Consider the following 23387-nt stretch of genomic DNA (forward strand, 5'->3'; position numbering starts at 1 on the left):
ATGCGCAAGCTCCTGGTCGCCAACCGCGGCGAGATCGCCATCCGGGTCGTCCGGGCCGCCCGAGAGCTGGGCATCCCCACCGTCGCGGTCTGCAGCGAGCCCGACGTGGAGGCGCTGCACGCGCGCGCCGCGGACGAGCAGGTGGTGATCGGGCCGGCCGCAGCGGCGCGCAGTTACCTGGACGTCGACGCCGTCCTGGAGGCAGCGGCGGAGGTCGGCGCGGACGCCGTCCACCCGGGGTACGGCTTCCTCTCCGAGCGGGCCGACTTCGCCGAGCGCCTCGACCAGGCGGGGATCACCTTCGTCGGACCGTCGGCCGAGGCGATCCGCCTGATGGGGGACAAGGCGCTGGCCCGCTCCACCGCCGCCCACGCCGGGGTCCCGACCGTGCCCGGCTCCGACGGCCCGGTCGCAGGCGTGCCGGAGGCCCTCGACGTCGCGGCGGAGATCGGCTACCCGGTCGCGGTCAAGGCGGCCGCCGGTGGAGGCGGCCGGGGGATTCGCGTCGTGGGAACGCCGGAGGAGCTCCGGACGGCGGTCCCGACGGCCCAGGCCGAAGCCACCGCGGCCTTCGGGCACGGCGAGGTCTACCTCGAGCGGTTCGTCGAGCACGCGCACCACGTGGAGGTGCAGGTCTTCGGCGACGGCTCCCGGTTCCTGCACCTGGGGGAGCGCGAGTGCTCGCTGCAGCGCCGCAGGCAGAAGATCCTCGAGGAGGCCCCCTCGCCGAGCATCTCCGAGCAGGTGCGGGAGGAGATGACCGCCGCGGCGGTCCGGCTCGCCGCCGAGGTCTCCTACCGCGGCGCCGGCACCGTCGAGTTCCTCTACGACCCGGACCACCACGACTTCTTCTTCATCGAGATGAACACCCGCATCCAGGTCGAGCACCCGATCACCGAGATGGTCACCGGCCGCGACCTGGTGCGCGAGCAGCTGAGCGTCGCGGCCGGGAACCCGCTGTCCTTCACCCAGGAGGACGTGGAGGTCCGCGGGCACTCGATCGAGCTGCGACTGAACGCCGAGGACCCTGCGATGCAGTTCATGCCGAGTCCGGGACCGCTCGAGGTGATGCGGATGCCGGCGGGCCCGTTCGTGCGCATCGACTCCGGCTACGAGCAGGGCACCGCGGTCAGCCCCTACTACGACTCGCTGCTGGCCAAGGTCGTCGTCTGGGACGAGGACCGTCCGCGGGCGCTCGCGCGCGCCCGCCGGGCGCTCGACGAGGTGCACATCGTCGGGGTGCAGACGACCGCACCGTTCCTGCGCGAGGTCCTCGACCTCCCCGAGGTGGTGGAGGGCCGCTACCACTCCACCTTCCTCGAAGCCTGGATGGCCGACGGCGCCAAGACCCGGGAGACCGCATGAGCACCTCGACCGACGCGTCCAGCACCTCGACGGCGAGCCGCTATTCGTGGGGCGGCGACGAGCACCTCGTCGTGCAGGTGTCCGAGGAGATGAGCCTCGAGGCCAACTCCTCCGTGATGGCGGTGACCGACCTCCTGCGGCAGCGCCACCTCGACGGGGTCGTGGACATCTGCCCGGCGAACGCCTCGTTCCTCATCCGGTTCGATCCCGACGTCCTCGCTCCGGCCGATCTCGAGGCCGCGGTCCGCGGGGTGGAAGCGGAGGTGGCGCACGCCCCGTCCCTGACCCTGGAGACGCGGGTCGTGGAGGTGCCGGTCTGGTACGCCGACCCCTACACCACCGAGACCGGTGCGCGGTTCCGCGACCGGCACCAGCAGCCCCAGGGCACCGACCTCGAGTTCGCCGCGGCAGAGAACGGGCTGTCCTCGGTGCAGGAGTTCATCGACCGGCACTCGGGCGCCCCGTGGATCACCTCGATGGTCGGGTTCGTCGCCGGCCTGCCGTTCATGTTCCAGATGGTGCCGCGGGAACGGCAGCTGGAGGTGCCGAAGTACCTCCGGCCCCGGACGGACACCCCACCGCTCACCGTGGGGCACGGCGGGTGCTTCGCCTGCATCTACTCCGTCCGCGGCGCCGGGGGCTACCAGATGTTCGGCGTCACGCCAGGGCCCATCTTCGATCCCGCTCAGACGCTGCCGGACTTCGCCGACTTCATGGTCTTCTTCCGTCCCGGCGACATCGTGAAGTTCCGGCCGATCGACGAGGGCGAGTACCACCGGATCCGCGACGAGGTGTCGGCCGGCCGCTTCCGGTTCCGGCAGAAGCCCTTCCGCTTCAGCCTCGGCGAGTTCCACGCAGACCCTGACGCGTACAACCGCACGGTCCTGGAGGTCCTCGATGGCGATTGAGATCGTCGCGCCCGGGTTGGGCTGCACCGTGCAGGACCAGGGCCGCCTCGGCCACTACGACGTCGGGATCCCGCCGTCCGGAGCCCTCGACCTGTTCTCCGCCCTCGCCGCCAACCTCCTCGTCGGCAACGACGAGACGGCGGGCGTCCTGGAAGCGGCGTACATGGGACCGCAGCTGCGCTTCACGGCCCCAGCGGTCGTTGCCGTCACCGGCGCCACCATGCCCGTCACGGTCGGCGGGCAGACCCGGCCCTCGTGGGAGTCCTTCGACGTCGCGGCCGGTGACCTCCTGGAGTTCGGTTTCCTGCAGCAGGGGGCGCGGATCTACATCGCCGTCGCCGGTGGCATCGACGTGCCCGCGGTCCTCGGCAGCCGGTCGACCTACGCGCTGGGCGGCTTCGGCGGCTTCGCCGGACGCGCGGTGCAGACGGGTGACGTGCTCCAGGTCGGGGCGGGGTCCGGGCGCGCCGGTCAGCGGGTCCCCGAGCACCTGCGCCCCGCGCTGGCCCGGGAGCAGGAGCTGCGCACGGTCATGGGCCTGTACGACTACCGGCTGACCGACCGGGGCCTGGACACACTGCTGGAGACGACCTGGACGTTGACGCCGGTGGCCGACCGCATCGGCTTCCGGTACAGCGGCGGCGAACTCGAGTGGCGACCGCGGGAACAGCCCTTCGGCGCCGGCTCGGACCCGTCCAACATCGTGGACGCCGGGTACCCGCTGGGGTCGATCCAGGTACCGGGCGGCGTGGAACCGATCATCCTGCACCGCGACGCCGTCTCGGGCGGCGGTTATGCGATGGTCGGCACGGTGATCAGCGCCGACCTCGACACGGTTGCCCAGTCGTCCCCGGGAACCCGGACCCGGTTCCGTCCGGTGTCGCTCGCCGAGGCGCTCGAAGCGCGCGCCGACCGCCGTCGGAGGGTGGAGGGACTGCGCGCTGCAGTGGGGTGAGCGGACGGGGGGACGCTCCCACGAACACGGCAGCACCGGCGTGCGGGGACGACGCACATCGACGCTCTGCGGGGTCCGTCGTCCGGGGCTGCGGCCTGGTCGAACCGCGGGGTGGAGGGACTCGATGCCGGCCCTGGCAGGTGCTTGTCCCCACCAACTGCCCTCGCTACGGTCGGCCCCCTCATCCTCGCGAGCGACGGAGGACGCGCATGGAGCACAAGATCTTCGAGCTGGGTGATTTCGCCCTGCAGAAGGGTTCCGTCCTCCCCCAGGCCACGTTGGGGTACACGACCTCGGGGCGGCTGAACGAAGCCCGCGACAACGTCGTCGTGTGCCCCACCTGGTTCACCGCGACACCGTCGGACACCGCTGCCTGGATGACAGGGACGAACCGGGCCCTGGACCCGGAGCGGTACTTCATCGTCGTGCCGAACCACTTCGGGGCCGCGGTGTCGTCCTCACCCAGCAACACCCCGCCGCCGTTCGACAGAGGGCGCTTCCCCCACGTCACGACCTACGACAACGTCGTGGCGCAGCACCGCCTACTGACCGAGGAGCTCGGGGTCGAGCGCATCCGTCTGGTGAGCAGTTGGTCCATGGGGGCGTGCCAGACCTACGCCTGGGCCGCCCTGCACCCGGAGATGGTCCAAGCGATCGCGCCGATCTCCGGATCTGCGCGGACGGCCAACTTCAACAAGGTCTTCCTCGCAGGGAACATCCGCGCGATCACCTCGGATCCTGACTGGAATGACGGCTTCTACGGCGACAAGCCGCCGATCCGGGGCGTCAAGACCATGGCCGCGCTGTACGCCGGTTGGGGCTTCTCCGAGCCGTTCTACCGCCAGGAGGTGTTCCGGGCCTTCGGCGCCGGCACGGTGGAGGAGTTCATCGACTACTTCTGGGACGCCTTCTTCATCAAGTGCGATGCCAACGACCTCCTGGCGCAGATGTGGACGTGGTGGCACAACGACCTGGGCGACCACCCGACCTTCGGTGGCGACTTCGAGGCCGCGCTGGGTGCCATCCGCGCGCGGACGATCATCCTCAATGCCGAGACGGACTCGTACTTCCCGCCGGTGGACAGCGAGTACGAGGCGAGACACATCCCGGGCGCGGAAGCCCGCCCCATCCCGACGATCTGGGGACACCTGGCTCCGTTCAACCCGGAAGACCAGAAGTTCATCGACGGCGCTCTCAGGGAACTGCTCGAGGGCTGACGCCGGACAGCTCTGCGCGCGGGCCGACGTGGGGGCCGGCCGACGAGGTCGGTGACCGAGGGCCCCGGAGGATGGGGATGCCCGGGCGGGCACGACCGGACCCGCTGGAACGCCGCCCAGGCGGCCCGGCGACGTCGCTGCTCGACACCGGACGACGGCGATGGCGACGACAGCCCGGCGGCCGGCGGACCGTGGTGAGGCTGACCGACTCAGACGGCCGCGGTGAGGCTGTCGGTGTAGCCGTCGTAGGGCAGTGTCGTGGTGGCCACCGTCTCGCCGTCCAGGATCCGGTTGATCCGGAAGGCGGCGATGTCAGCCTTGTGCACCACTCGGTCGCCGGCGGCCGTGCACACCTCGTTGAAGACGACCGACGACACGGTGCCGGCACGCACGCAGGCGGTGATGCTAGCACGTAGTCGAACTGGCACTCGAGCATCGCGATGATCGAGTTGTGGCCGAGGTTGGTGTTCGGGCCGTACAGGATGAAGAGGTTGGGGAACCCCGACACGGTCATCCCGAGGTAGGCCTCTGGAGCCTCCCGCCATGCGTCTCGCAGGGAGACGCCCTCGCCGCGCCGGGGCGGCCAGCTCTTCGGGGACCGGCCGATGATCTCGACGTGGCCGATGAACGACAGCGTCTCGAAGCCCGTGGCGTAGACGATCACGTCCATCTCGTGCAGCCGGCCGTCGGCCGTCCGGACCCCGGCGGCCTCGATGCGGTCGATCCGCTCGGTGACCAGTTCGACGTTGTCGCGCATGAGCGCCGGGTAGAACGTGTCGGCGATCAGCAGCCGCTTGCAGCCGATCGGGTACTTCGGCCATACCGGCGTCGACGGTGTTCACCGCGGTGATCACCTCGCCGACCTCGGAGGCGCCGTAGCCGGCGGCGCCGAGCGCGTTCAGGGCCTCGTAGTTCAGGCTCGGGTCGGCGAAGAGCTCCAGTGGCACGCCCACGGTGGGCTGTGCCGGAGCCGGGGGTGCGGCGGCCGCCGTGGTGGACGGGAGTGCCCAGGTGGTGGCGCCGGCGGCGGCCAGACCGGTCAGCAGGCCGCGGCGGGACAGAGCGGGACCGCCGGCACCCGGGACGCCCCCCGGACGGGCGGCGGCGGTCGCAGGCCGCACGTCGGCGTCGAGGGCGGGCGTCGTCCGGACGGAAGTGACCCCGGGGGCCGTCGACACGAGGTGTGGGCGATACGACCATCCCGGTGCGCCTGGTGCGCCCCTCCTGCCGCGGGCCCTGGCGCGCTGCGCACAACCGTGCGGGCCGGGTCACGGTGGGACGAGCCCGGCGCTCGGTCGCCGAGGGCCCGGTCACCGTGCGCCCCGGCGAGGACGCTCAGAGTGCACGGCTCGGTGTCCGTCGGATCGGTGCCGAGATGACGCTCTGCTGTCGCACGGTGTTGAGAAGTGATCCCAGCCGTGGATAGGGTGGGAGCTCACCACGGAGACTGCGTGGAGGGCATTCCCGCCGCGGGCGCCTCGTCCTGACCTGAGCCGCAGCGGGCGGTCGAGAGCACCTGACTCTCCTCGCCCGTCCTCGGCCGGATGGGCCGGAGCGTTACGGCAGGTGGCAGACGATCGACCGACCGTTCCGACGCCGGCAGCCCGGCAGACATCCCCACCGGACTGCAGTCGGTTGGAGCCGAGCCCGGGTCGATCGACTGGACGGTGCGGTGGACTCCACAATCCCAGGGACTCGTCGGCACGTCGCCGGCGCCCGTCGCCGCGCCGGGACGCCGGTGCCACCCGCCGGTCGCCGAGCCGGCCGATCACGTGCTGCGCCGCTCGAGCACGGCATCCCGACGACGGCGCGCCTGGCCGCGGTCGTCTCCCCGGTGCCGCGCACCGGCCGGACCGCGTCCTCCTCCGAGACCTCGTCGAGCTCCCGGTACTCCCGCACCGTCGCCCCTCGCGGAGAGGCGACGTCTCCATGCCATCAGGGGGAGCCCACTCGTGCTGTTCAGCGTTGCCTCCGCCCACCTCCTGGCCATGGAGGCGCACGAGGACCAGGTCGACGACCAAGGCCGTGACTACTACCTGTACGAGCTGGTGCCGATCGCCGATGCGGCCCGTCCCTACGGGAAGCGCGCCGAGATGGTCGCGGTCCTGCACCACATCGTCGAGGACACCCGCGACCACCCCGACCCTGCCCGCCGCTACGACCTGGACCGGCTGCGCAGCCTCGGCGTGCCCGAAGACGTCGTCCGCGCGATCGACGCGATCACCCCGCGCCCCGGCGAGCCCTACCTGGGCGGGTTCATCCAGCGCGCCGCCGCCGACCGGCTCGGCCGCCTGGTCGAGCTGATCGAGAACAAGCGGCACCTCGACGAGAGCGAGCACCTGGCCAGGACGGACCCCAACAAGGCGCGCACCCTCCGGGAGGGCCGCTACCTCCCGGCCCGGCGGATCCTGCTGAAGGCCGAAGCCGCCTCCGGGCCCCGCATCCTCGCCTGACCCCGTACCGCCGTCCGGTACGACCGAGCCCGCAGCCGACCGGGCTCCGCACCTCGTCGTGTGCTCCTCCGGACCAGTCGCCGCTGGTGGGTGCCTCGCGGCGGTGCGGTGTCGTGCCCCGCCTGCGGGGCGCGGGGAGATCCACGACGGCTCGCCGTGCGCACACGGCTCTGACCCGATCGCTGACGCGCGCACGCCCAACATCGACGGCGTCCCGGCCTGGCGCGCCGGCTGCCGGGAGGTCGCGACCAGCGGCTGCGGGGGAGTGCTCCTAAGGTCGCCGTGGGAACGCCCTGCCACCCGAGACCCGGAGCCCGGATCCCCGAGAGAGGGCCTGCATGAGGATCACTGCTGCCGTCGTCGACGAACTGCACGGCCCCTTCATCGTCCGGGAGGTCGAGCTCGACGAGCCCGGCCCCGGGGACGTGCTGGTCCGGGTGGCCGCCACCGGGTTCTGCCACACCGACGGCATCGCCCGCGACGGCGACCTGCCCTTCCCGCTGCCCGGCGTGCTCGGCCACGAGGGCGCCGGCACGGTGGTGGCGGTGGGGGAGGGGGTCACCGGGGTCCGCGAGGGACAGGACGTCGTCCTCGGCTGGCCGTGGTGCGGAGCCTGCCGCAACTGCCAGGCCGGCGAGCCGCGCTACTGCCTGCGCATGGCGGAGCTGGTCGGCGGGGGGCACCGCCTCGACGGGCCGTCGGCGCTGCGCGGCACCGACGGTTCTCCGCTGGCCAGCCACTTCTTCGGGCAGTCGTCGTTCGGTACCTACGCCATCACCACCGCCTCCGCGCTGGTTCCGGTCCCTGCCGGGCTGCCTGTGGAGCTGATGGGCCCGCTGGCCTGCGGGCTGGCCACCGGCGCCGGCGCGGTGTTCAACACGCTGCGACCCGAGCCGGGCAGCTCGATCGTCGTCTACGGCGCCGGCACCGTCGGCCTGGCCGCGGTGATGGCAGCCCACAACTCCGCGGCGACGACGATCGTCGCGGTCGACCGGCACGCCGCCAGACTGCGGCTGGCCGAGGGGCTGGGCGCCACGCACACCGTCGACGCGACCGACACCGACCCGGTGCAGGCGGTCGACGAGATCTGCGGTGGCCCCGCCGACGCGTCGCTGGACTGCACCGGCAACACCGCGGTCATCCAGCAGGCGATCGACTCGGTGGGCATGCTCGGGACGGCCCTGCTCATCGGCGGCGCCCCTGCGGGGGCCGAGTTCAGCGCCGACCACGTGACCACGCTGTGGGGCAAGACCATCCGCGGCACCCTCGGCGGCAGCGGCCACGGCCAGCAGCTGATCGCCGCCCTGATGGACCTGCACGCCCAAGGGCGGTTCCCGTTCGACCAGCTGGTGCAGTTCTTCCCGCTGGACCGCATCGAGGACGCCGTTGAGGCCTCCTACAGCGGCGCGGTCGTCAAACCCATCCTGACCATGCCCCACTGACACCTGCCTCCCCGGCAGGCGGGCGGTCGATGGGCGCCGGCGCTCGGCCCGGGCGTGCGGGTGAGTCGCTGCCGCGGTCTCACGCCTGGTGCAGCAGGGCCTCCACGCGGTCGGTCAGCTGCTGACGGAGCTCGCCCTCGTCCAGCGTCCCGTCGTCGTAGCGCGGGATGCGGAGGATGCGCTCGGAGGCGAAGTCGAACGGCGCAGGTGGCGAGTTCTCCTCGCGGACGGGGATCCAGCCGCAGGGCTCGCCCTCCTTGCCGTCGATCTCCGACGTGCGCGCGTGCAGCATCCCCGCCTCGAAGACGACGTTGGGGTTGTCGACGAACGCGTGCGGCCCCCCGTCGACCGGGGCGGGCTCGGAGAGATAGCAGATCCCGAACGGCTGACCGCGCTGCGGGCGTTCGAGTGGCTGGAGGCCCACCTGCCGAGCCGGTGACGTCCAGGGCGCGCTCCGCGCTCGTCGGCCCGTGCCGGGACCCGCCGGTTCGTACCGTGGCGGCCTCAGCTCCGAGACGCGCGGGCATGCCGTCGCCGCACCAGCCACCACGCACATGCGTAGCCGACCGCGGCCATGCCCGTGGCCGGCGCCCACAGCCAGCCTGAGGTCACCGCCCCGATGCAGTCGCCCATGACCGTGCGCCGCTCGTTTGCAGCGGCGCGCGACAGGGCGTCCGTCGCGGTCGTCACCTCGGCATCTCCTCTGGAGACGGCCAGCTCGGCGCCGCGCTGCAGGGATCCGTCGCTCTCGAGCGCACCGGCCGCCACCGCCGCGCTGGCGTGGCACGTCCGCCCGGCGTCGGTCGTCGCGGCCAGGACGGCCTGCAGGAGCGGTGCGACGACGAGTGTGGCCGCGAGGGCGGCCACGACCGAGAAAGCCGCGAGCTCGCCCCGGAGCCACGGTGTGAGACCCCCGCCTGCAGGCAGGCGGAAGAACGCCGCCAGCACCGTGAGCAGTGCGAGCCCGGCTGTCGCGCCCAGCCAGTCCCACGCGCCCTCGCCGCTGAAGCTGAGCGCCACGACCGCGGCCAGGGCCGTGCCCAGGAGCGCCGCACGGTCCACGTCTCGGCGGACGTGAGGGAGGTCCGCACCGCTGGCGGTGCCCGAGGTCTGCTTCCGAGCGCTCACCGGACCACGCCACGGGCTGCGTCGGCGCGGGGGCCCGAGGACCGAGGGCCGGAGTTCGGGCGACTCGCCGTCCGTCCCCCGGTCAGCAGGACGGTGACCATGGCTCCGCACCTCCGTCCGATCGTGGTAGGCGCGGTCACGGCTCGGGGGCCGGCAGCGGCCGCGACCAGGTGCTCCGCCGGGATCCCGGCGAACCCGTCCACCAGGACATCCCAGCGGAGCCGGGCCCGGACGGGAAGCAGATACGCGATCGCCGCCACCCTCGCGGAGCCTCCTGCCGCCAGACCGTCAGGCCGGGGCGAACTCGCCTGCCGCAGGTGGTGTCGACGCGGTCCGCTCCGTGGAGCCGCTACCGGCGGGCACCACCGGGCGAGGGCTCGCCGTCGCCGGCGGCCGCCGGTCGGTGACCGGTTGTCGGGAGGTCGGGCCGCCCGTACGGTCCGGAACTCGCCGGGGTCGGCGGCACGGGATCGCCAGTTCCCGGTCGTCGCCGTGGAGCAGCGGGTCCCTTCCTCGACGGAGGTGCCGGGCATGCAGATCGCGATGGCCGGGGCCGCCGGGGACCGGGAAGGCGTGGGCGCCTCGCCGTGACCGCGGGGACCGGGCCCGGCTCCGCCGCCGGGCCGGCAGTACGAGGAGCTGCGCGGGCCCTGGCCCGGCTGCGGCGACGCGACCCCTCGCTGGCCGACGTCCGACGGGCCGGCCGGGTGACGGTTGCCTCCTGCGTCGCGTTCTACACCTGCCGGTACCTGATCGACGATCCGGTCACCGCCCTCTATGCGTTGTTCGCGGCGGTCGCCCTGGGCGGCCTCTCCGAGGTCACCGGACGGCCGGCCGAGCGGACCCGGATCTACGCCGGCAGCCTGCTGGCCGCCGGTGTGCTGGTCACCCTCGGCACCCTGCTGGCGGTGAGCACGTGGACGGCGGTCCTCGGCATGCTGGCCGTGGGGTTCCTCGTCGCCCACGCCGGCGTCGGCGGGCCGCGCGTGGCCGGCGCCGTGAACGGGGTGCAGCTGTTCTACGTGCTGCCGTGCTTCCCGCCGTACGCGCCCGACACCCTGGACCAGCGGCTGCTCGGGGTCGGGCTGGGCATCACGCTCCTCGCCGTCGCCGACCGGGTGCTGTGGCCGGCCCCGGCGGACCCGGCTGTCCGCGTGGCCGACGCCGCCGGGCGGTTGGCGGCCTACGCGCGGGTGCTGGGCCACGAGCTGCGGGACAGCGGGGACGGGCGATCCGCCGCGCTGCGGGCGGCCGCCGCAGACGCCGCGGACAGCCTGCGGTTGAGCACGGTGCCGATCGCCGAGCGGCCGCTCGGGCCCGGCGTCCGCGACCGGTGCCTGGTCCGGGCCGCGGCGGCGATCCGGGTGGTCTCCGGCCGCCTGGGCGCGCTCGCCGACGCGCGGCCCCCCTCCGCCGGGCAGCACACCCAGGCTGCGACCGCGAAGCTGGTGGACGCCGTGGGAGACGCCCTGGCCGAGTCACGGGCGGCCCTGCTCGGAACCGGACCCCCGCCGTCGACCGACCGGCTGGAGGCCGCGCTCGCCGCCCATCGCGAGCGGCGAAGGGACCAGTTGTCGGATGGCGCCGAGCCATCCGCCCTGCGGGCCGGCGTCAGTGCCGTCGCCGTCGCGGAGGCCGCCCGCAGCCTGGTGCTGACCGTCCGCGGCGCCGTCGGTGCACCCGCTCCGGCGGACGTCCCCGCGGAGCTCTGGTTCCTCACCGCCTCCACCGGCCGGCTGTGGTGGCAGCGGCTGCGCACGCACCTGACACCGCGATCGGTGTACCTGCAGAACGCCGTGCGGTTGGCACTCGGCCTCGCTGCGGCCCGCACCGTCGCCGGGGTCCTCGACCTCACGCACGGCTTCTGGGTGCTGCTGGCCACGCTGAGCCTCATGCGGACCAGCGCGGTCGCCGGTCGCTCGGTGCTCGTCCGGGCCGTCGCCGGCACCGCCGTCGGCGCGCTCGTCGCCGGGGCAGTGCTGTTCCTCGTCGGGGAGGACGTCGCGGTCTATGCCTGGGCGTTGCCGGCGCTGATGGTGGTGGGCCTGGCGGCGGGCCCCCTCTTCGGGGTGGCGGCGGGGCAGGCCGGGTTCACCGTCGTCGTCGCCCTGCTGTTCGCCCAGGTCGGTCCGACGAACTGGCGCCTTGCCGAGGTCCGCCTCGAGGACGTCCTCGTCGGCGGCCTCGTCGGCATCCTGATCGGCGCCGCGGTGTGGCCGCGCGGAGGCAGCGGGGAGCTGACCCGGGCAGCGGGGGAGAGCCTGCGGGCGGGTGCGGCGGAGGTGGTGGCGGTCGTCGACCAGCTGACCGGGGAGGGACCGGCGCACCCGACCACGCTCGGCCGGCTGTCCGCACTGCTCGACCAGACCTACGCGCAGTACCGATTCGAACCGACCCGGCCGGGCCCGCGGGTGGACTGGCTGGCCGTGCTCGGTGTGGTGCACCGCATCGACGACTACTCCCGGACTCTGCGGTCTCGCTACCCGGCCGTCGCGCCGCCGCCCTGGCCGCGCAGCTGCGGACGACGGCCGTAGAGGTCGCCGCCGGCTACCGCGAGGCCGCGGCCGCCGTCGGGGTCGGCCGGGTGCCGACAGCTCGTCCGGCCGTGCGGGTGGACCCGGTCCCGAGCGACGAGATCGCCGCAGCCCCGGACGACGCGCTGCGGATGCTCGACACCTGGGGCTGGTTGCTGACGATGGCTGACGACCTGGCCGGTGTCGGCCGGGCCCTCAGCCCGCCCCCGCCGGCCGGGGTCGAGTCCGGCGCTGGCGGGAACTGCACCGAGACCGGACGCGGTTGACGAACTGGGGCCGGCAGTCCACTGCGGAGCCTCAGTGGGAGCTCGCCGTCGACCGCCGAGGTCACCTGGCGAGGAGGGGCTCGAGGAGACGAACGGGTGGCCGCCCGTCGCTGCCGATCCTCGGCCACGGCCTCAGGTGGCGCCGTCGCTCGGCTCGTGCGCCCTCTCCACTGCACGACGGCTCCAGTCCGGACGGGTCAGGGGAAGGCGGTCGTGTCCGGGAGGTCCTGGCTTGATCGCCAGCACCTGGTTCACGCCGACCCGGTGGCCTTCGAAGGCCAGCGCCGATCCCGCCAGGTACAGCCGCCAGACCCGGGCCCGGCCGGGGGAGGACAGTCGGACGGCCTCGTCCCAACGACGCTCCAGGTTGCTCACCCAGGCCCGGCAGGTCAGCGCGTAGTGCCGGCGGAGAGCCTCGACGTCGGCGACCTCGAAGCCGGCTCCCTCGAGGATCCGGACGTGGGTGGCCAGCGGCTGCAGTTCGCCGTCGGGGAAGACGTAGCGGGTGAGGAACGAGCGGGGATCGGGGCGGTCGGGACCGGCTGCGGGGCCGCGCGCGATGGCGTGGTTGAGCAGCCGACCGCCCGGGCGCAGCAGGGCGTGCAGCCTGGCGGCGTAGAGCGGCAACCGATCGAGGCCCACGTGCTCGGCCATCCCGATCGAGGCGATCGCGTCGAAGGGTCCGTCGACGACCTCGCGGTAGTCCTGCAGGCGGATCTCGACGCGTGCGGAGAGGCCTGCCTCGGCCACGCGCCGGGTGGCCAGCTCGGCCTGGGCGGCGGAGATGGTCACCCCGGTCACCGATGACCCGTACCGGGCTGCGGCGTGCAGGGCGAGCGAGCCCCACCCGCACCCGACGTCGAGCAGCCGCATCCCGGGCTGCAGGTCCAGCTTGCGGCAGACGAGGTCGAGCTTCGCCTCCTGCGCCTGTTCCAGCGTCGCCGCCGGCTCGGGGAAATAGGCACAGCTGTAGACCAGCGATCGTCCCAGCAGCAGCCGGTAGAAGTCGTTCCCGACGTCGTAGTGGTGGCTGATGGCGCTCCGATCCCGCCCGAGCGAGTGCCGGGCCCCACCCAGCCGGGCCTCCTCCGGCGGTGGCGCGGGGGGCGGTCCGAAGACCCCGAGGCGCAGCAGCGGGCCGGCCAGCCGGGCGAGAGCCCGTCGGTCCAGGCGCAGCTCCGGGCGGGCCGGCATCCGGTCCGGGAAGCTCAGCGCCGGGTAGATGTCCCCCTCGATGTCGAGGTCCCCACTGATGTAGGCGCGAGCGAGGCCCAGCTCCCCGGGCGCGTAGACCAGCCGGCGCAGGGCCCGTCGGTGGCGCACGACGAGGGTCGGTGCACCGTCGACGACGGACGCCGAGCCGTCCCAGCACCGCACGGACAGCGGGATGGGGGCCCCGAGCAGCAGCCGCCCCAGCTCGTCCACCAGTCCGGCCGCCCGGGGCGGGGAGGACGTGGCCATGCCCGACCCTGGCACAGCGCTCCGGTCGGACGGTCACAGATCTCGCCGGATGTGCCTCTCGGCGATCTCCCGGACCTTGTCCACGCGAGCGGCGTACTTGGGGTCGTCGGCGAGGAAGTCGGTCGTCAGCCACGCTCTCACCGTCTCGAGAGCGAGCGCCGATCCGATGATCTTCGCGCCCAGGCACAGGACGTTCGTGTCGGAGTGCGAGCGGGCGAGTGTTGCGCAGAACGGATCCTGGCACACCGCCGCATACACGCCGTGGACCTTGTTCGCGATCAGCGCGCTGCCGTAGCCGACCCCGTCGACGAAGATGCCTCGGTCGACCTCGGCCTTCCCGACAGCCAGCGCCGCGGGATGGACGAAGTCCGGGAGATCGCACGCCGTGCTGTCTCCGGTGCCGAAGTCGCTCACGTCGTGCCCGGCGAGGATCTCCTTGATCTCCTCCTTCAACGACCAGCCCGCGTGGTCACTTGCCACCGCGATCCTCATCACAGCTCCTCTCGCCGGCACCCCAGGCGGTGCGATGACGGTGCCGGCCGCTGCTCCGGTACTGGCCGGACGGAACTCCAGTACGGCCGGGAACCCACCACAGTGGCAGGGGCAGGGCCGGGAATCGAGTCCCCCTCAGCTGCACCGGGCGTTCGCGGTTCGCCGTGGGCAGGTCTCCGGATGGCGGTGGGAGGAGTCGGTGGTGCACCGGCGGACGTCATGCAATTGCCATGGCCGCGGCGGGTCGGGTCGATGAGCCGACCCGTCCCTGGGTCCTGGTGACTGTGATCGGCCGGCCGGGCCAGGAGATCGGCCCGTCGGCGGAGCCACCGCCGATCGTCGGACGCCGGATACCCGGTCGGCGAGCCGGCCGCACCGCTCCACGTCCTCGGGCTCGCTCAGATGCCGGTCTCGGCCGGCAGGACGCCCCGCTGGACGGCGCGCACCAGGTCGGCGTGGTCGCGCTCGGTCTGATCGGCGTAGGCGCGGGCGAACCGGCAGAGGGCCTCGCGGACTCTCGAGCCGCCCCCGAGGTAGCCCGCGATCATCGACGCCCCGCTGGTGCGGGCGTGTCCCTTGGCCAGCAGGTACCCACAGATGCCCGCGTACGAGGTGAGTGCGCGGGCGTCGATGCCCACGAGGGTGATCGCGCCTTTCATGTCCCGGAACTGGCGCACGTAGTACTGGACGTCGCCGACGCTCGTCCAGCCGAGGAGCGGGTCGCTCACCGTCTGCACCGCTTGCTGGTACTCCACGACGCGCTGGCCCTGGTGGGCGTGCCACGCCGACTCGCCGTGCACGAACGGCGCTATCACCGAGCGTCTGGCCTGCTTCAGTTGGAGGAACAGCACGTCGTCGGTGCTGCTGCCCTCGCAGAGGGCCACCCACGCGCGGAGCCCGACCGAGCCGACGCCGACCACCTTGTGGGCGATGTCGACCAGGCGGTAGCCGCTCACCACTCGAGCCCAGTGCGGAGGCAGTGTGGTCAGGTAGGCGTCCAGCGCCTCGGCCAACTGCTCTGCCTCGGCCGGCTGTGGTCGGGTGAGCAGCGGCGGTTCGGTCATGATCCTCCGCGCACCGTCGCGCTCCTCGGTGATCCGAGGCAGCGCCCGGTCACTCGTGCGCCTGCGGGCCCGGCGGGCCGACGTCTCGATCTCGGAGCGCAGACCCGTGCCGGGCGCCGTCCGCAGCAACCGGTCGACGTCCAGGTGCTCGTACGAGCGGGCCAGGAGCGGCTGTTCGGCCAGGGCCGCGATCTGCAGGCGGTACTCCTCGACGCACCGCGCCACCGCCTCACCGCACGCAGCCTCCGACGCCCCGTTCTCCCGGCCCGCCACCCACACGCTCGTGGTGAGCCGACGCAGGTCCCACTCCCAGGCACCCGGGTGTGCTTCGTCGAAGTCGTTGAGGTCGAACACGAGGTCACGTTCGGGGGAGGCGTAGAACCCGAAGTTGCCGAGGTGCGCGTCGCCGCACACGACCGGCGTGATCCCCGTAGCCGGCAGACCGGCGAAGTCCGCGGCGTGCACGTTGGCCGCGCCCCGCAGGAAGGCGTACGGGGAGGCGATCATCCGCCCGACGCGCACGGGCACCAGCCAGTCCAGCCGCCCCTCCTGCGACCGGATCACCTGGGCGACGACGTCCGGACGATCCGGTGGGGGAGCCCAGTCCCCGAGCGCGGAGCGTGGTGTGCTCCGGCGCAGCTGTCGGCCGAGCGCGTACCGTGCCGCGCGCGGAGGGCCGCTGTGCCGCAACGAAGCGAACCCGCGGTCGTCGGCCGACGCGAGAACCGTGTGCCCCCGCCGTCCTGCCTGTGTCCCGGTCACGCAGAGAGCCTCGCAGCGGGACGGTCCGAGAACCAGGGAGCGGTGTTCTTCATGGTGTCGAAGGGATTGCGGGACGGGCCGAACAGGTAGTTGTCACACGTGCCGCGAAAGCCCATGACGGGGCTGTTGGTCTTGTCGACGAGAACGGCGCCGGCGGCCTCCATCCTCTCCGCGTACGTGCAGTAGGCGGGGACGCTGAAGCTCCTCAGCGCACGTATGCCCCCGAACGTCGCCGGCCATCCGGGTTTGAAGTCGAACAGGTCCTTGATCGCGGTCGGGACCCCGTGCAGCGGGCCGAGCGCCGCGCCGGACGTCACCATCTGCTCAGCCCTCCGCGCCTGCTCACGAGCCTCGTCGAACGCGGTGAAGACGAGTGCGTTCAGGCTGGGGTTCCGTGCCTCGATGCGGGTGATGACGGCGTCGATGACCTCGACGGGGGAGAGGTCACGGCGTCGGATGCGAGCGGCCAGCTCGGTCGCGGTGGCGTAGGCCAGGTCGTCGGACATCGTCGTCCGCCGCTTCGTCAGCCGGGCACGTTGAGGGGCCGGAGTCTGCCGAGCCTCATCGGCGCCACAAGGTCAGAGAACCGCCTACCGACACAGCAGGGTGTCGTAGCGGGACTCGATCAGCTGGCGGACCGGGGCCGGCAGCGCCTGGCCGGGCCGCGGCGCGCGATCACGGTGGGAGGGCGCAGCAGGCGGGTACGGAACGTACGGGGGAGCAGGACTCCCCGGATGCCCGTCGCCCGAGCCAGGTCGCTGCGCGATGCGAACCCCGGCTTGACACTGCGCCTCGTCAGCACCGCCGGTCACCTCGACGCCCCGTGGCCCCGGCAGACGAATTGCGCGCCTGGCTCGATCAGCACGTCCGCTGACGGGGAGGCACGCTGGCCGTCCTCCGAGGGGATCGACGCCACTCGGTGGCCTCGCAGCCGATGGCCGGCAGGAGAGTGCCGTGCTCCTCGGCTCCCGTCCCGGGAACAGCTGGAGCGACCAGGCCCGAGGGGGGACTCGGCAGACAGCAATCCGTACCGCTTCAGCGGTGAGCAGAGCTCCTCCGGGGAGGAGCCATGTCGGGAATGCGTCGTCAAGCGGGCCGATCGCAGCGTGCGGCCTGTGCGCAGCGCCGGCGTCGTGGAACCGGCAGTGGGTGGCTCGCGGTCGGTCTCTGCCGCTCGGGCAGTCCCCTCACTCCTATTCACCGGGAGCCGGAGACCGGGTTGGGCGTTCCCAACGCCACACCGGTCCGTCCTGCGGATCGTGGATCTCCCCGGTGCGTCGGAACCCCAGCCGCACCAGCACCCGTGTGGAGGCGCTGTCCTGCGCCAGTGTGTGCGCGCGGACGATCTCGGCCCCACCGCGGGCTGCCGCCTGCAGCAGCTGGGTGGCCGCTTCGGTGGCCAACCCACCTCGACGGTAGGCCGGGGCGATGGCGTAGCCGATCTCCACTGTCCCCTCGACCGGCGGGCCGGTGAACCCTCCGATACCGACCACAGCGGCGTCGGAGCGGTGCACGAACAGGTGCGTTGCCCACTGCGGCGGGACGCCGCGCTCCAACATCTCGAGTGCGCCGTCCAGAGCGCCGTCGAAAGGGGACCAACCTGGTTCCACCCGCAGCCCTCGGGTCCTCTCGAACCGGGCAGGGTCGTCCCGCAGGAGCTGCAGGTCCTCTGCTGTGGCAGGAACCGCGTCCAGTCGATCGCTCACCTGCTCGGTTCTACACACGCCGGTCCCGCCATGACGAGTGGTTCTCGCTGAGGCAGCGGAAGCGATCAGCTGCTCAGCTCAGCCGAGGTCGGGCGCAGCGCGTGGCCCTGTGACTGCGCCACCGATGGGGGTGCCGGAGGCCCGGTCGCACGGACGACGAGGGCCCATGGTCGCCGACGACGGAGCCTCTCGTCCGCCGTCTCCGAGGGCGACGCGGTATGTGCGCCCACTGCCCATCGGTGGCTGACCGACCTGCCGGCGGTCGACGGGCTCGTCAGGGAGCGACGCGAACGCGGTGTGCGACTCGCCCGTCCGGATGAGCCCGGCGAGCTGCCCGACCAGCCTCTGGGTTCCGTAGTTTGAGGGTGTGGACCGGACCCTCTCACCGGGGGTGGCGCCTCCCGACCGCCTCGGCACGACCGTCCTGCCCGACGGCCGCAGGCTCGGCTGGAGCGAGTGGGGGCCGGCTGACGGCAGGCCGGTGCTCCTGTGCCCGGGCGCGGCCACCAGCCGCTCGCTGGGCTTCGGATCCGACGTACTCGACGAGCTCGGCGTGAGGTTGGTCTCCGCCGACCGTCCGGGCCTCGGCGTCTCCGATCCCGCGCCGGCGCGCGGCCTGAGCAGCTGGGCTGACGACGTCGCCGCGCTGGTGTGCGACCGGGAGCTCGACCGCCCGGCCGCAGTGGGGTACTCGCAGGGAGCCCCGTTCGCCCTCGCCTGCGCCTCGGCCGGCGTGGTCGGCGCGCTGGCCGTGGTGTCGGGGACCGACGAACTCGCCGAGCCGGCGGTGCGTGCACAGCTCGTCCCCGACGTGCAGCGCCTGGTGGACCTGTGCGTCACCGACCCGGCCGCGGCGACCGCATCGTTCGGCCGGATGAGGCCACCGGCCATGTTCGAGATGGTGCTGGCCATGAGCGGGGAGGCCGACCGAGCGGTCTACAGCCACCCGGCCTTCGCTGCGGCCTACCGACGCGCGATGGACGAGGCGTTCGCCCAGGGCCCGCACGGCTACGTGGTCGACACCGTGCTGTCGATGACGCGCTGGCCCTTCGAGGTGTCCGGCATCGCGGGGCCGGTGGATCTCTGGTACGGCTCCGCGGACACCAGCCCGGTGCACTCCCCGGACGCCGGGGCAGGGCTCGCGGCGCGCATCCCGAACGCACGGCGACACGTCGTGGACGGCGCCGGTGGTGCCTTGCTGTGGACGGAGCCCGCCCGCATCCTCGCTGCCCTGCTCGAGCGCGCGCACTAGCGGGGACGACACCTCCGTCGGCCTGCCACGGTCACGAGCGGTCCGCTAGCTTCAGCGCCCGTGGTCGCTGCTCAGGAAGCCGTGGTGGTCCGCCGAGCTCGCGAGGAGGACGCCGAGGCGCTGCACGCGCTGAGCTTGGCGGCGATCGCGCGATCCGCGGCCGGCCACTACGACGAGCGCCAGCGGGCGGCCTGGGCGGGACGGCGCACCCAGGAGGGGCACCGCTGGATGATCCGCGAGACCACGACCTTCGTGGCGGTCGCGGAGGAGGAGCTCGCCGGGTTCGCGAGTGTCGCGCTGCATCCGGTCGGCGAACTACAGGCGGGGGAGGTCGACCAGCTGTTCGTCGCCCCCGGGCTTGGTGGCCGGGGCGTTGCGCGTCTGCTCCTGGACGCCGTGGCCGCAGCTGCTGCCGAGGCCGGTCTGCGGGAGCTCGTGACGCATGCCTCGTGGCGTGCGGTGCCGACGTTCGAAGCGCTGGGCTACTGCCGCTGCCAGACCGAGACGGTGCAGCTCGGCGGCGTGGAGCTCACCCGTGCTCTGATGCGCCGGGCGATCCCCACGACCTGAGGATGGCCCGCAGTCGGGTCCGCTGCGCCGGCAGTGATCTGCCGGACGTCAGGAGGCATGTCGCGACGACCGCCATCCGGGTAGCCGATGTGCGGAGCAGGGGTACGGCGACCACAGCAGTAGGGGCACTGCGGGTCCTCGAAGACGACGAGCCGGCGACGGGCGCCGTCGCTGCCCACCAGCACCCGCCTCCCGGGGTGTGGCCGGAGGGCGCGGGCGGGGTCGCTGAGGAGTCCATGGTGTCGTCCGTACCCACGGTTCAGGTCCGCCCCATGACGCGGTCCACAAAGGCCATGGCGCGGGGATAGGCGTCGAGTCGGTTGGCCAGCTTCGCCAGGCCGTGCCCCTCGTCTCCGTAGACGAGCAGCTCGCAAGGCACGTCGCGGTCCCTGAGGGCGGACACCAGCTGCCGGGCCTCGTCCAGGGGCACCCGCGGGTCATTCGCGCCATGGACGACGAACAGCGGTGCGCGGATCTGCCCGGCTCGCCGTAGGGGGGACGCGGCCGCGAGGAACTCCCGATCGGTGCTGAGTGAGCCGTACTCCCGCTCGCGGTGGGCGCGCCGGTGGTCCGCCGTCCGCTCCAGGAAGGTGATCAGGTCACTGATCCCCACGACGTCGACTCCGGCAGCCCACAGCTCGGGCTGGAACGCGCATCCGGCCAGCACCAGGTACCCGCCGTACGAGGTGCCCCACAGCGCCACGCGGGCCGGGTCCAGCCCGGCGTGGGTCAACCAGCCGTGGACGGCGGCGAGGTCGCGCAACGAGTCCAGGCGTCGGGTGGTGTCGTCGAGGCTGTAGTACCGCTTGCCGTAGCCGGTGGAACCCCGGACGTTGGGGAGCGCGACGGCGTAGCCGCGTGCAGCCAGCGCCTGTGCGACGGGGGAGAAGACCGGCTGGGATTGCCCCTCCGGCCCGCCGTGGAGCATCACCACGGCTGGGGGCGGGGATGCCCCGGCCGAGGACAGGGGCCGGTAGAGCAGCAGCGGCACGGCGAGCCCGTCCGCACTCGTCACCGTGTGCCGTTCCGGATGCCGCAACCGTGTGCGGTCGATCTGGAGAGGACTCCGGGTCAGCGGCTCCGGGGGCGCATCCGCACGGAGACGCCACACGTCGGGCGGCATCCTCGGCGAGCTGCACGTCGCGACCACGCACCCGTCGTCAACGACCAGCGGGTCGGGCAGCACGTGGTTCCAGGCCATCACCGCGTCGGGGTCGGGGAGCCGGAGCCTGCCCCGGGGCGCCATGGTCCGGGCGTCGAACAGCTCCCCGGCGCTGCTGCCGTCGACGTTGCTCACCGCCAGGAGTGTCATCCCGTCCGGGCTGGTCCAGCCTCCGACGTCCCAAGCCCGCGTCAGCACGACAGTTCCCTCGTCGGTGGCGAGGTCGACGCGGATCAGGGCGTGGCGGTCCCTGCCCAGGTTGCTGCTCACCACCAGGACAGTCGCGTCGACCCATGCCGGAGCGCCGACCACGGCCGCCTCATCGAGGTGAGGGAGCACCACCCGTTGTCCACTGGTCGCGATGTCGAGGAGCAGCAGGTCGGTGTCCATCGGGCGTGGCCCGGGGCGCAGAACGGACAACCAGCCGCCGTCCGGAGAGAAGCCGGATGCGGGCTGGCACCAGCCGCCGCCGTCGTGGAGGAGCTGCTCGTGGCCGGTGTCAAGGTCGAGCAGCCAGACGTCGAAGGCGGCTCGGTCCCGGCGGTTGGCGAGGATGGCCACCCTCCGCCCGTCCGGGCTCATCCCGGCGAAGTGGTGCACGGCGCCGGGGTCGTGGGTGAGGGCCTGCACCCTCGACCGGTCGCGCACCAGCGGACCGTCGAGGTCGAGCAGCCACAGCTGGCTGCGCTCGTCACCGCCGACATCGCCCTCGACGACGGCCTGCCGGTGTCCGGGCCGGTAGCGCGCCGTGGTCACCCGTGCGTCGAAGGCGGTGAGCGGTCGCTCGACCCCGGCGTGCCACTCGGCGAGCTGGTCGAGTCCGGTCGCGTCCGTGCGCAGCAACAGGTGGTCGCCGGCGCTGTCGAGCGCGGCAGTCGAGCGGCCTTGCAGCAGCTCACGCAGCATGGGACGTGCCCGGCTGTGCCGCGGTGCGAACGGGGGAATTCCGGGAGCAGGACCGACCGGGTCGTTCAGCCGCGACGCGCGTCTGCGACCACCTCGAACCACTCCGTCCGGCTCGGCTCCTCCTCCAGCTGCTCGAGCGTCGACCGTTGTTCAAGGAACGCGGGGTCATGGTGCCAGGCCTCCCAGTCCTCCCGGCTCTGCCAGGTGCCGACGATGACCCGTGTGTGGGGTTCCTCCGTCGGGGTGAGCAGTTGTCCCGAGATCCAGCCCGGCCGGTCGCGCGCCGACTCGAACCGCGCACGTACCGCCGCGTCCCATTCATCCTCCCGACCCGGACGCAGCCGGGCGGTCGACACCACAGTCATCATCGCCAGCTCCCACGCCGGACGGTCACCTGGTCCCTCAGTCTCGCCCGTCCGTCGTCCCGCTGCACTCGTCGGACGAGCGGCCGGCCGGGCACACCGCTCGCCGCCTGCCCTCGTGCAACCGGACGCTGCTCCGTCGACATCACTCCTCACCGGGGTAGGGGCTTCGGCCGTTCCGGACCTCGAGCGCTGTATGCGGCACATGCGCGCAGGCATCCCGATGCCGAGCCTGCGCCGAGCGGCCTGGACGACGATCCCCGGTGGACGCCGTCGAAGAGCCGGCAACCCTGACCGCCGGCCGTGATCTGGTCCGCCCGTCAGGCCGTCAGGGACGAAGTGCTCCGGACGCCGATGTCGCCGGAGGCGGACGCGCCAGGGTGACAGAACCCCGCGGCCGGTGACCGTGTTGGTTCTCGTGCGCGTGCCCGAGGTGGGACTCGCGTCATCGGCACACGGCTGCCGATCGGGGCCCACTCGTCTGGCCCGTTCTCCATCCTGCTGCCAGGCGCCGATGGCCGGGTCCTGAGAGGGCTGTGGAGTGACCACGGGCGGATCGGGATCGGGCGGTCGGGAGAGCTCGGTGCGCCTGGGGATGCCCTCCGCGGACGCCTGCCGGGCTCGGGGCCGTCCTCGTAGCGGGAGGCCCGTCCGTCGCCTCCGGACGACGTCCCTCGATCGCGCTGTGGCCGGGGGCGCGCCTCCGGGGCGGGCGTACTGGCATCGTCGGCCTCCTCAACTCGTGCCCCGAGTTCGTCCTGCCATCGCAGCGGCCACCAGAGGCTCGGTCCTCCCGTGGTGGCCAGGGCCCAGGCGTTCGCCTGGTGCGCACCTGGAGGGGGCCGGCCGGGCAGGCCGCAAGTCGGATGACCGATGCGAGGCTCCGTGTCCAGGGCCACGGTTGGGCCGTTCGGCGGCGGTCACCGGCCGGGGTCCGTGGCCGCCGGCGGGCGCAGGCCGGACGGAGCCGCTCCGCAGTCGGCCTGCGGAAGTGGCCGGACGCAGGACCGATGATCGAGGGAGATCGCAGATGCCGACGTATCGGATGGTCTACGGGGATGGCGAGCAGGTCGTGCGCGAGACCTACGAGGACGTCGCTCTGGAGCGGGAGGACGGCTGGACCGTCCTGTTCCGCGGAGGCCACGCCATCCTGCGGGTGCAGGACGAGCACGTGCAGTCGCTCGAGCGGGTCGAGCAGCCCCCGAGTGAGTGCTCCAGCCGCGACAGCACATCGTCGTCCCGAGTCGGCCCGCCTCCGGCAGCCGTGCAGCGGTGAGTTGCGACGTGTGAGCGTGGCCTGTCCGACCGCTCGCATCGCATCACGCCACCGCCTGGACAGGTCCCCGGGTCGAGCACTCGGCATCCGCGCTCCGCGCCGACGC

General features: G+C 72.9%; 21 protein-coding genes. 11 read left to right on the forward strand and 10 right to left on the reverse strand.

The window, feature by feature from the left end:
* From ACWIX7_RS25505 to ACWIX7_RS25520, 4 genes are all read left to right on the forward strand, one after another.
* Positions 1-1365, forward strand: coding sequence for an acetyl-CoA carboxylase biotin carboxylase subunit (locus ACWIX7_RS25505; RefSeq protein WP_448619197.1), 1365 nt, complete (start codon positions 1-3; stop codon positions 1363-1365).
* Positions 1362-2273 (forward strand): 5-oxoprolinase subunit B family protein, encoded by a 912-nt coding sequence (locus tag ACWIX7_RS25510; protein WP_448619198.1) that lies wholly within the window; start codon positions 1362-1364, stop codon positions 2271-2273. Before ACWIX7_RS25505 ends, ACWIX7_RS25510 begins: the two co-directional genes overlap by 4 nt.
* Positions 2263-3228: a 5-oxoprolinase subunit C family protein gene (locus ACWIX7_RS25515; protein ID WP_448619199.1), complete on the forward strand. Its 966-nt coding sequence runs from the start codon at positions 2263-2265 to the stop codon at positions 3226-3228. Before ACWIX7_RS25510 ends, ACWIX7_RS25515 begins: the two co-directional genes overlap by 11 nt.
* 209 nt (positions 3229-3437) lie before the next feature.
* Positions 3438-4445 (forward strand): alpha/beta fold hydrolase, encoded by a 1008-nt coding sequence (locus ACWIX7_RS25520; RefSeq protein WP_448619200.1) that lies wholly within the window; start codon positions 3438-3440, stop codon positions 4443-4445.
* Positions 4446-4654: 209 nt separating this feature from the next.
* On the opposite strand, the gene ACWIX7_RS25525 is transcribed toward ACWIX7_RS25520, so the two are convergent.
* Positions 4655-4837: a hypothetical protein gene (locus tag ACWIX7_RS25525; RefSeq protein ID WP_448619201.1), complete on the reverse strand. Its 183-nt coding sequence runs from the start codon at positions 4835-4837 to the stop codon at positions 4655-4657.
* 1560 nt (positions 4838-6397) lie between these two features.
* On the opposite strand from ACWIX7_RS25525, the gene ACWIX7_RS25530 reads away from it, so the two are divergent.
* Together ACWIX7_RS25530 and ACWIX7_RS25535 are read left to right on the forward strand one after the other, a co-directional pair.
* Positions 6398-6898: a phosphohydrolase gene (locus ACWIX7_RS25530; protein WP_448619202.1), complete on the forward strand. Its 501-nt coding sequence runs from the start codon at positions 6398-6400 to the stop codon at positions 6896-6898.
* Positions 6899-7236: 338 nt separating this feature from the next.
* Positions 7237-8340 (forward strand): NAD(P)-dependent alcohol dehydrogenase, encoded by a 1104-nt coding sequence (locus ACWIX7_RS25535; protein ID WP_448619203.1) that lies wholly within the window; start codon positions 7237-7239, stop codon positions 8338-8340.
* Between the two features lie 79 nt (positions 8341-8419).
* On the opposite strand, the gene ACWIX7_RS25540 is transcribed toward ACWIX7_RS25535, so the two are convergent.
* Both ACWIX7_RS25540 and ACWIX7_RS25545 read right to left on the reverse strand, forming a co-directional pair.
* Positions 8420-8764, reverse strand: a complete 345-nt coding sequence (locus ACWIX7_RS25540; RefSeq protein WP_448619204.1) for a hypothetical protein — start codon at positions 8762-8764, stop codon at positions 8420-8422.
* Between the two features lie 80 nt (positions 8765-8844).
* Entirely contained in the window at positions 8845-9468 is a 624-nt protein-coding gene (locus ACWIX7_RS25545) for a hypothetical protein (protein ID WP_448619205.1), read from the reverse strand.
* A gap of 587 nt (positions 9469-10055) precedes the next feature.
* Between ACWIX7_RS25545 and ACWIX7_RS25550 the strand changes: the two genes are divergently transcribed.
* Positions 10056-12002 carry an FUSC family protein gene (locus ACWIX7_RS25550; protein ID WP_448619206.1) on the forward strand — a complete coding sequence of 649 codons (1947 nt, stop codon included), beginning with the start codon at positions 10056-10058 and terminating at the stop codon, positions 12000-12002.
* Positions 12003-12073: 71 nt separating this feature from the next.
* Positions 12074-12268: a hypothetical protein gene (locus ACWIX7_RS25555; protein ID WP_448619207.1), complete on the forward strand. Its 195-nt coding sequence runs from the start codon at positions 12074-12076 to the stop codon at positions 12266-12268.
* Positions 12269-12400: 132 nt separating this feature from the next.
* On the opposite strand, the gene ACWIX7_RS25560 is transcribed toward ACWIX7_RS25555, so the two are convergent.
* The 5 genes from ACWIX7_RS25560 to ACWIX7_RS25580 form a co-directional block, all read right to left on the reverse strand.
* Complete coding sequence (locus ACWIX7_RS25560) at positions 12401-13729, reverse strand: class I SAM-dependent methyltransferase (protein WP_448619208.1); 1329 nt, start codon at positions 13727-13729, stop codon at positions 12401-12403.
* Between the two features lie 33 nt (positions 13730-13762).
* Positions 13763-14221, reverse strand: coding sequence for an RpiB/LacA/LacB family sugar-phosphate isomerase (locus ACWIX7_RS25565; RefSeq protein WP_448619209.1), 459 nt, complete (start codon positions 14219-14221; stop codon positions 13763-13765).
* Between the two features lie 398 nt (positions 14222-14619).
* Positions 14620-15849 carry a DUF2252 domain-containing protein gene (locus ACWIX7_RS25570; protein WP_448619210.1) on the reverse strand — a complete coding sequence of 410 codons (1230 nt, stop codon included), beginning with the start codon at positions 15847-15849 and terminating at the stop codon, positions 14620-14622.
* 194 nt (positions 15850-16043) lie between these two features.
* On the reverse strand, positions 16044-16553 hold the full coding sequence (locus ACWIX7_RS25575) for an amidase family protein (RefSeq protein ID WP_448619211.1): 510 nt from the start codon (positions 16551-16553) through the stop codon (positions 16044-16046).
* A 687-nt stretch (positions 16554-17240) separates the two neighbouring features.
* Entirely contained in the window at positions 17241-17771 is a 531-nt protein-coding gene (locus tag ACWIX7_RS25580; protein WP_448619212.1) for a GNAT family N-acetyltransferase, read from the reverse strand.
* Positions 17772-18144: 373 nt separating this feature from the next.
* Here ACWIX7_RS25580 and ACWIX7_RS25585 point away from each other — a divergent pair, with 373 nt between their 5' ends.
* Both ACWIX7_RS25585 and ACWIX7_RS25590 read left to right on the forward strand, forming a co-directional pair.
* Positions 18145-19005 carry an alpha/beta fold hydrolase gene (locus ACWIX7_RS25585; RefSeq protein WP_448619213.1) on the forward strand — a complete coding sequence of 287 codons (861 nt, stop codon included), beginning with the start codon at positions 18145-18147 and terminating at the stop codon, positions 19003-19005.
* 60 nt (positions 19006-19065) lie between these two features.
* Positions 19066-19575 (forward strand): GNAT family N-acetyltransferase, encoded by a 510-nt coding sequence (locus ACWIX7_RS25590; protein ID WP_448619214.1) that lies wholly within the window; start codon positions 19066-19068, stop codon positions 19573-19575.
* A 259-nt stretch (positions 19576-19834) separates the two neighbouring features.
* On the opposite strand, the gene ACWIX7_RS25595 is transcribed toward ACWIX7_RS25590, so the two are convergent.
* On the reverse strand, positions 19835-21643 hold the full coding sequence (locus tag ACWIX7_RS25595) for a S9 family peptidase (protein WP_448619215.1): 1809 nt from the start codon (positions 21641-21643) through the stop codon (positions 19835-19837).
* A gap of 65 nt (positions 21644-21708) precedes the next feature.
* Positions 21709-21999 carry an antibiotic biosynthesis monooxygenase family protein gene (locus tag ACWIX7_RS25600; protein ID WP_448619216.1) on the reverse strand — a complete coding sequence of 97 codons (291 nt, stop codon included), beginning with the start codon at positions 21997-21999 and terminating at the stop codon, positions 21709-21711.
* A 1036-nt stretch (positions 22000-23035) separates the two neighbouring features.
* On the opposite strand from ACWIX7_RS25600, the gene ACWIX7_RS25605 reads away from it, so the two are divergent.
* Positions 23036-23281, forward strand: coding sequence for a hypothetical protein (locus ACWIX7_RS25605; protein WP_448619217.1), 246 nt, complete (start codon positions 23036-23038; stop codon positions 23279-23281).
* Positions 23282-23387: the final 106 nt, after the last annotated feature.

This window comes from Geodermatophilus sp. URMC 65, from assembly GCF_053502545.1.

What these genes read in the sequence shown, in the direction of transcription:
- ACWIX7_RS25515 (WP_448619199.1), top strand. Translation starts at nt 2,263, where the DNA reads ATGGCGATTGAGATCGTCGCGCCCGGGTTGGGCTGCACCGTGCAGGAC.
- ACWIX7_RS25560 (WP_448619208.1), bottom strand. Translation starts at nt 13,729, where the DNA reads ATGGCCACGTCCTCCCCGCCCCGGGCGGCCGGACTGGTGGACGAGCTG.
- ACWIX7_RS25605 (WP_448619217.1), top strand. Translation starts at nt 23,036, where the DNA reads ATGCCGACGTATCGGATGGTCTACGGGGATGGCGAGCAGGTCGTGCGC.
- ACWIX7_RS25505 (WP_448619197.1), top strand. Translation starts at nt 1, where the DNA reads ATGCGCAAGCTCCTGGTCGCCAACCGCGGCGAGATCGCCATCCGGGTC.
- ACWIX7_RS25535 (WP_448619203.1), top strand. Translation starts at nt 7,237, where the DNA reads ATGAGGATCACTGCTGCCGTCGTCGACGAACTGCACGGCCCCTTCATC.
- ACWIX7_RS25520 (WP_448619200.1), top strand. Translation starts at nt 3,438, where the DNA reads ATGGAGCACAAGATCTTCGAGCTGGGTGATTTCGCCCTGCAGAAGGGT.
- ACWIX7_RS25595 (WP_448619215.1), bottom strand. Translation starts at nt 21,643, where the DNA reads ATGCTGCGTGAGCTGCTGCAAGGCCGCTCGACTGCCGCGCTCGACAGC.
- ACWIX7_RS25510 (WP_448619198.1), top strand. Translation starts at nt 1,362, where the DNA reads ATGAGCACCTCGACCGACGCGTCCAGCACCTCGACGGCGAGCCGCTAT.
- ACWIX7_RS25565 (WP_448619209.1), bottom strand. Translation starts at nt 14,221, where the DNA reads ATGAGGATCGCGGTGGCAAGTGACCACGCGGGCTGGTCGTTGAAGGAG.
- ACWIX7_RS25575 (WP_448619211.1), bottom strand. Translation starts at nt 16,553, where the DNA reads ATGTCCGACGACCTGGCCTACGCCACCGCGACCGAGCTGGCCGCTCGC.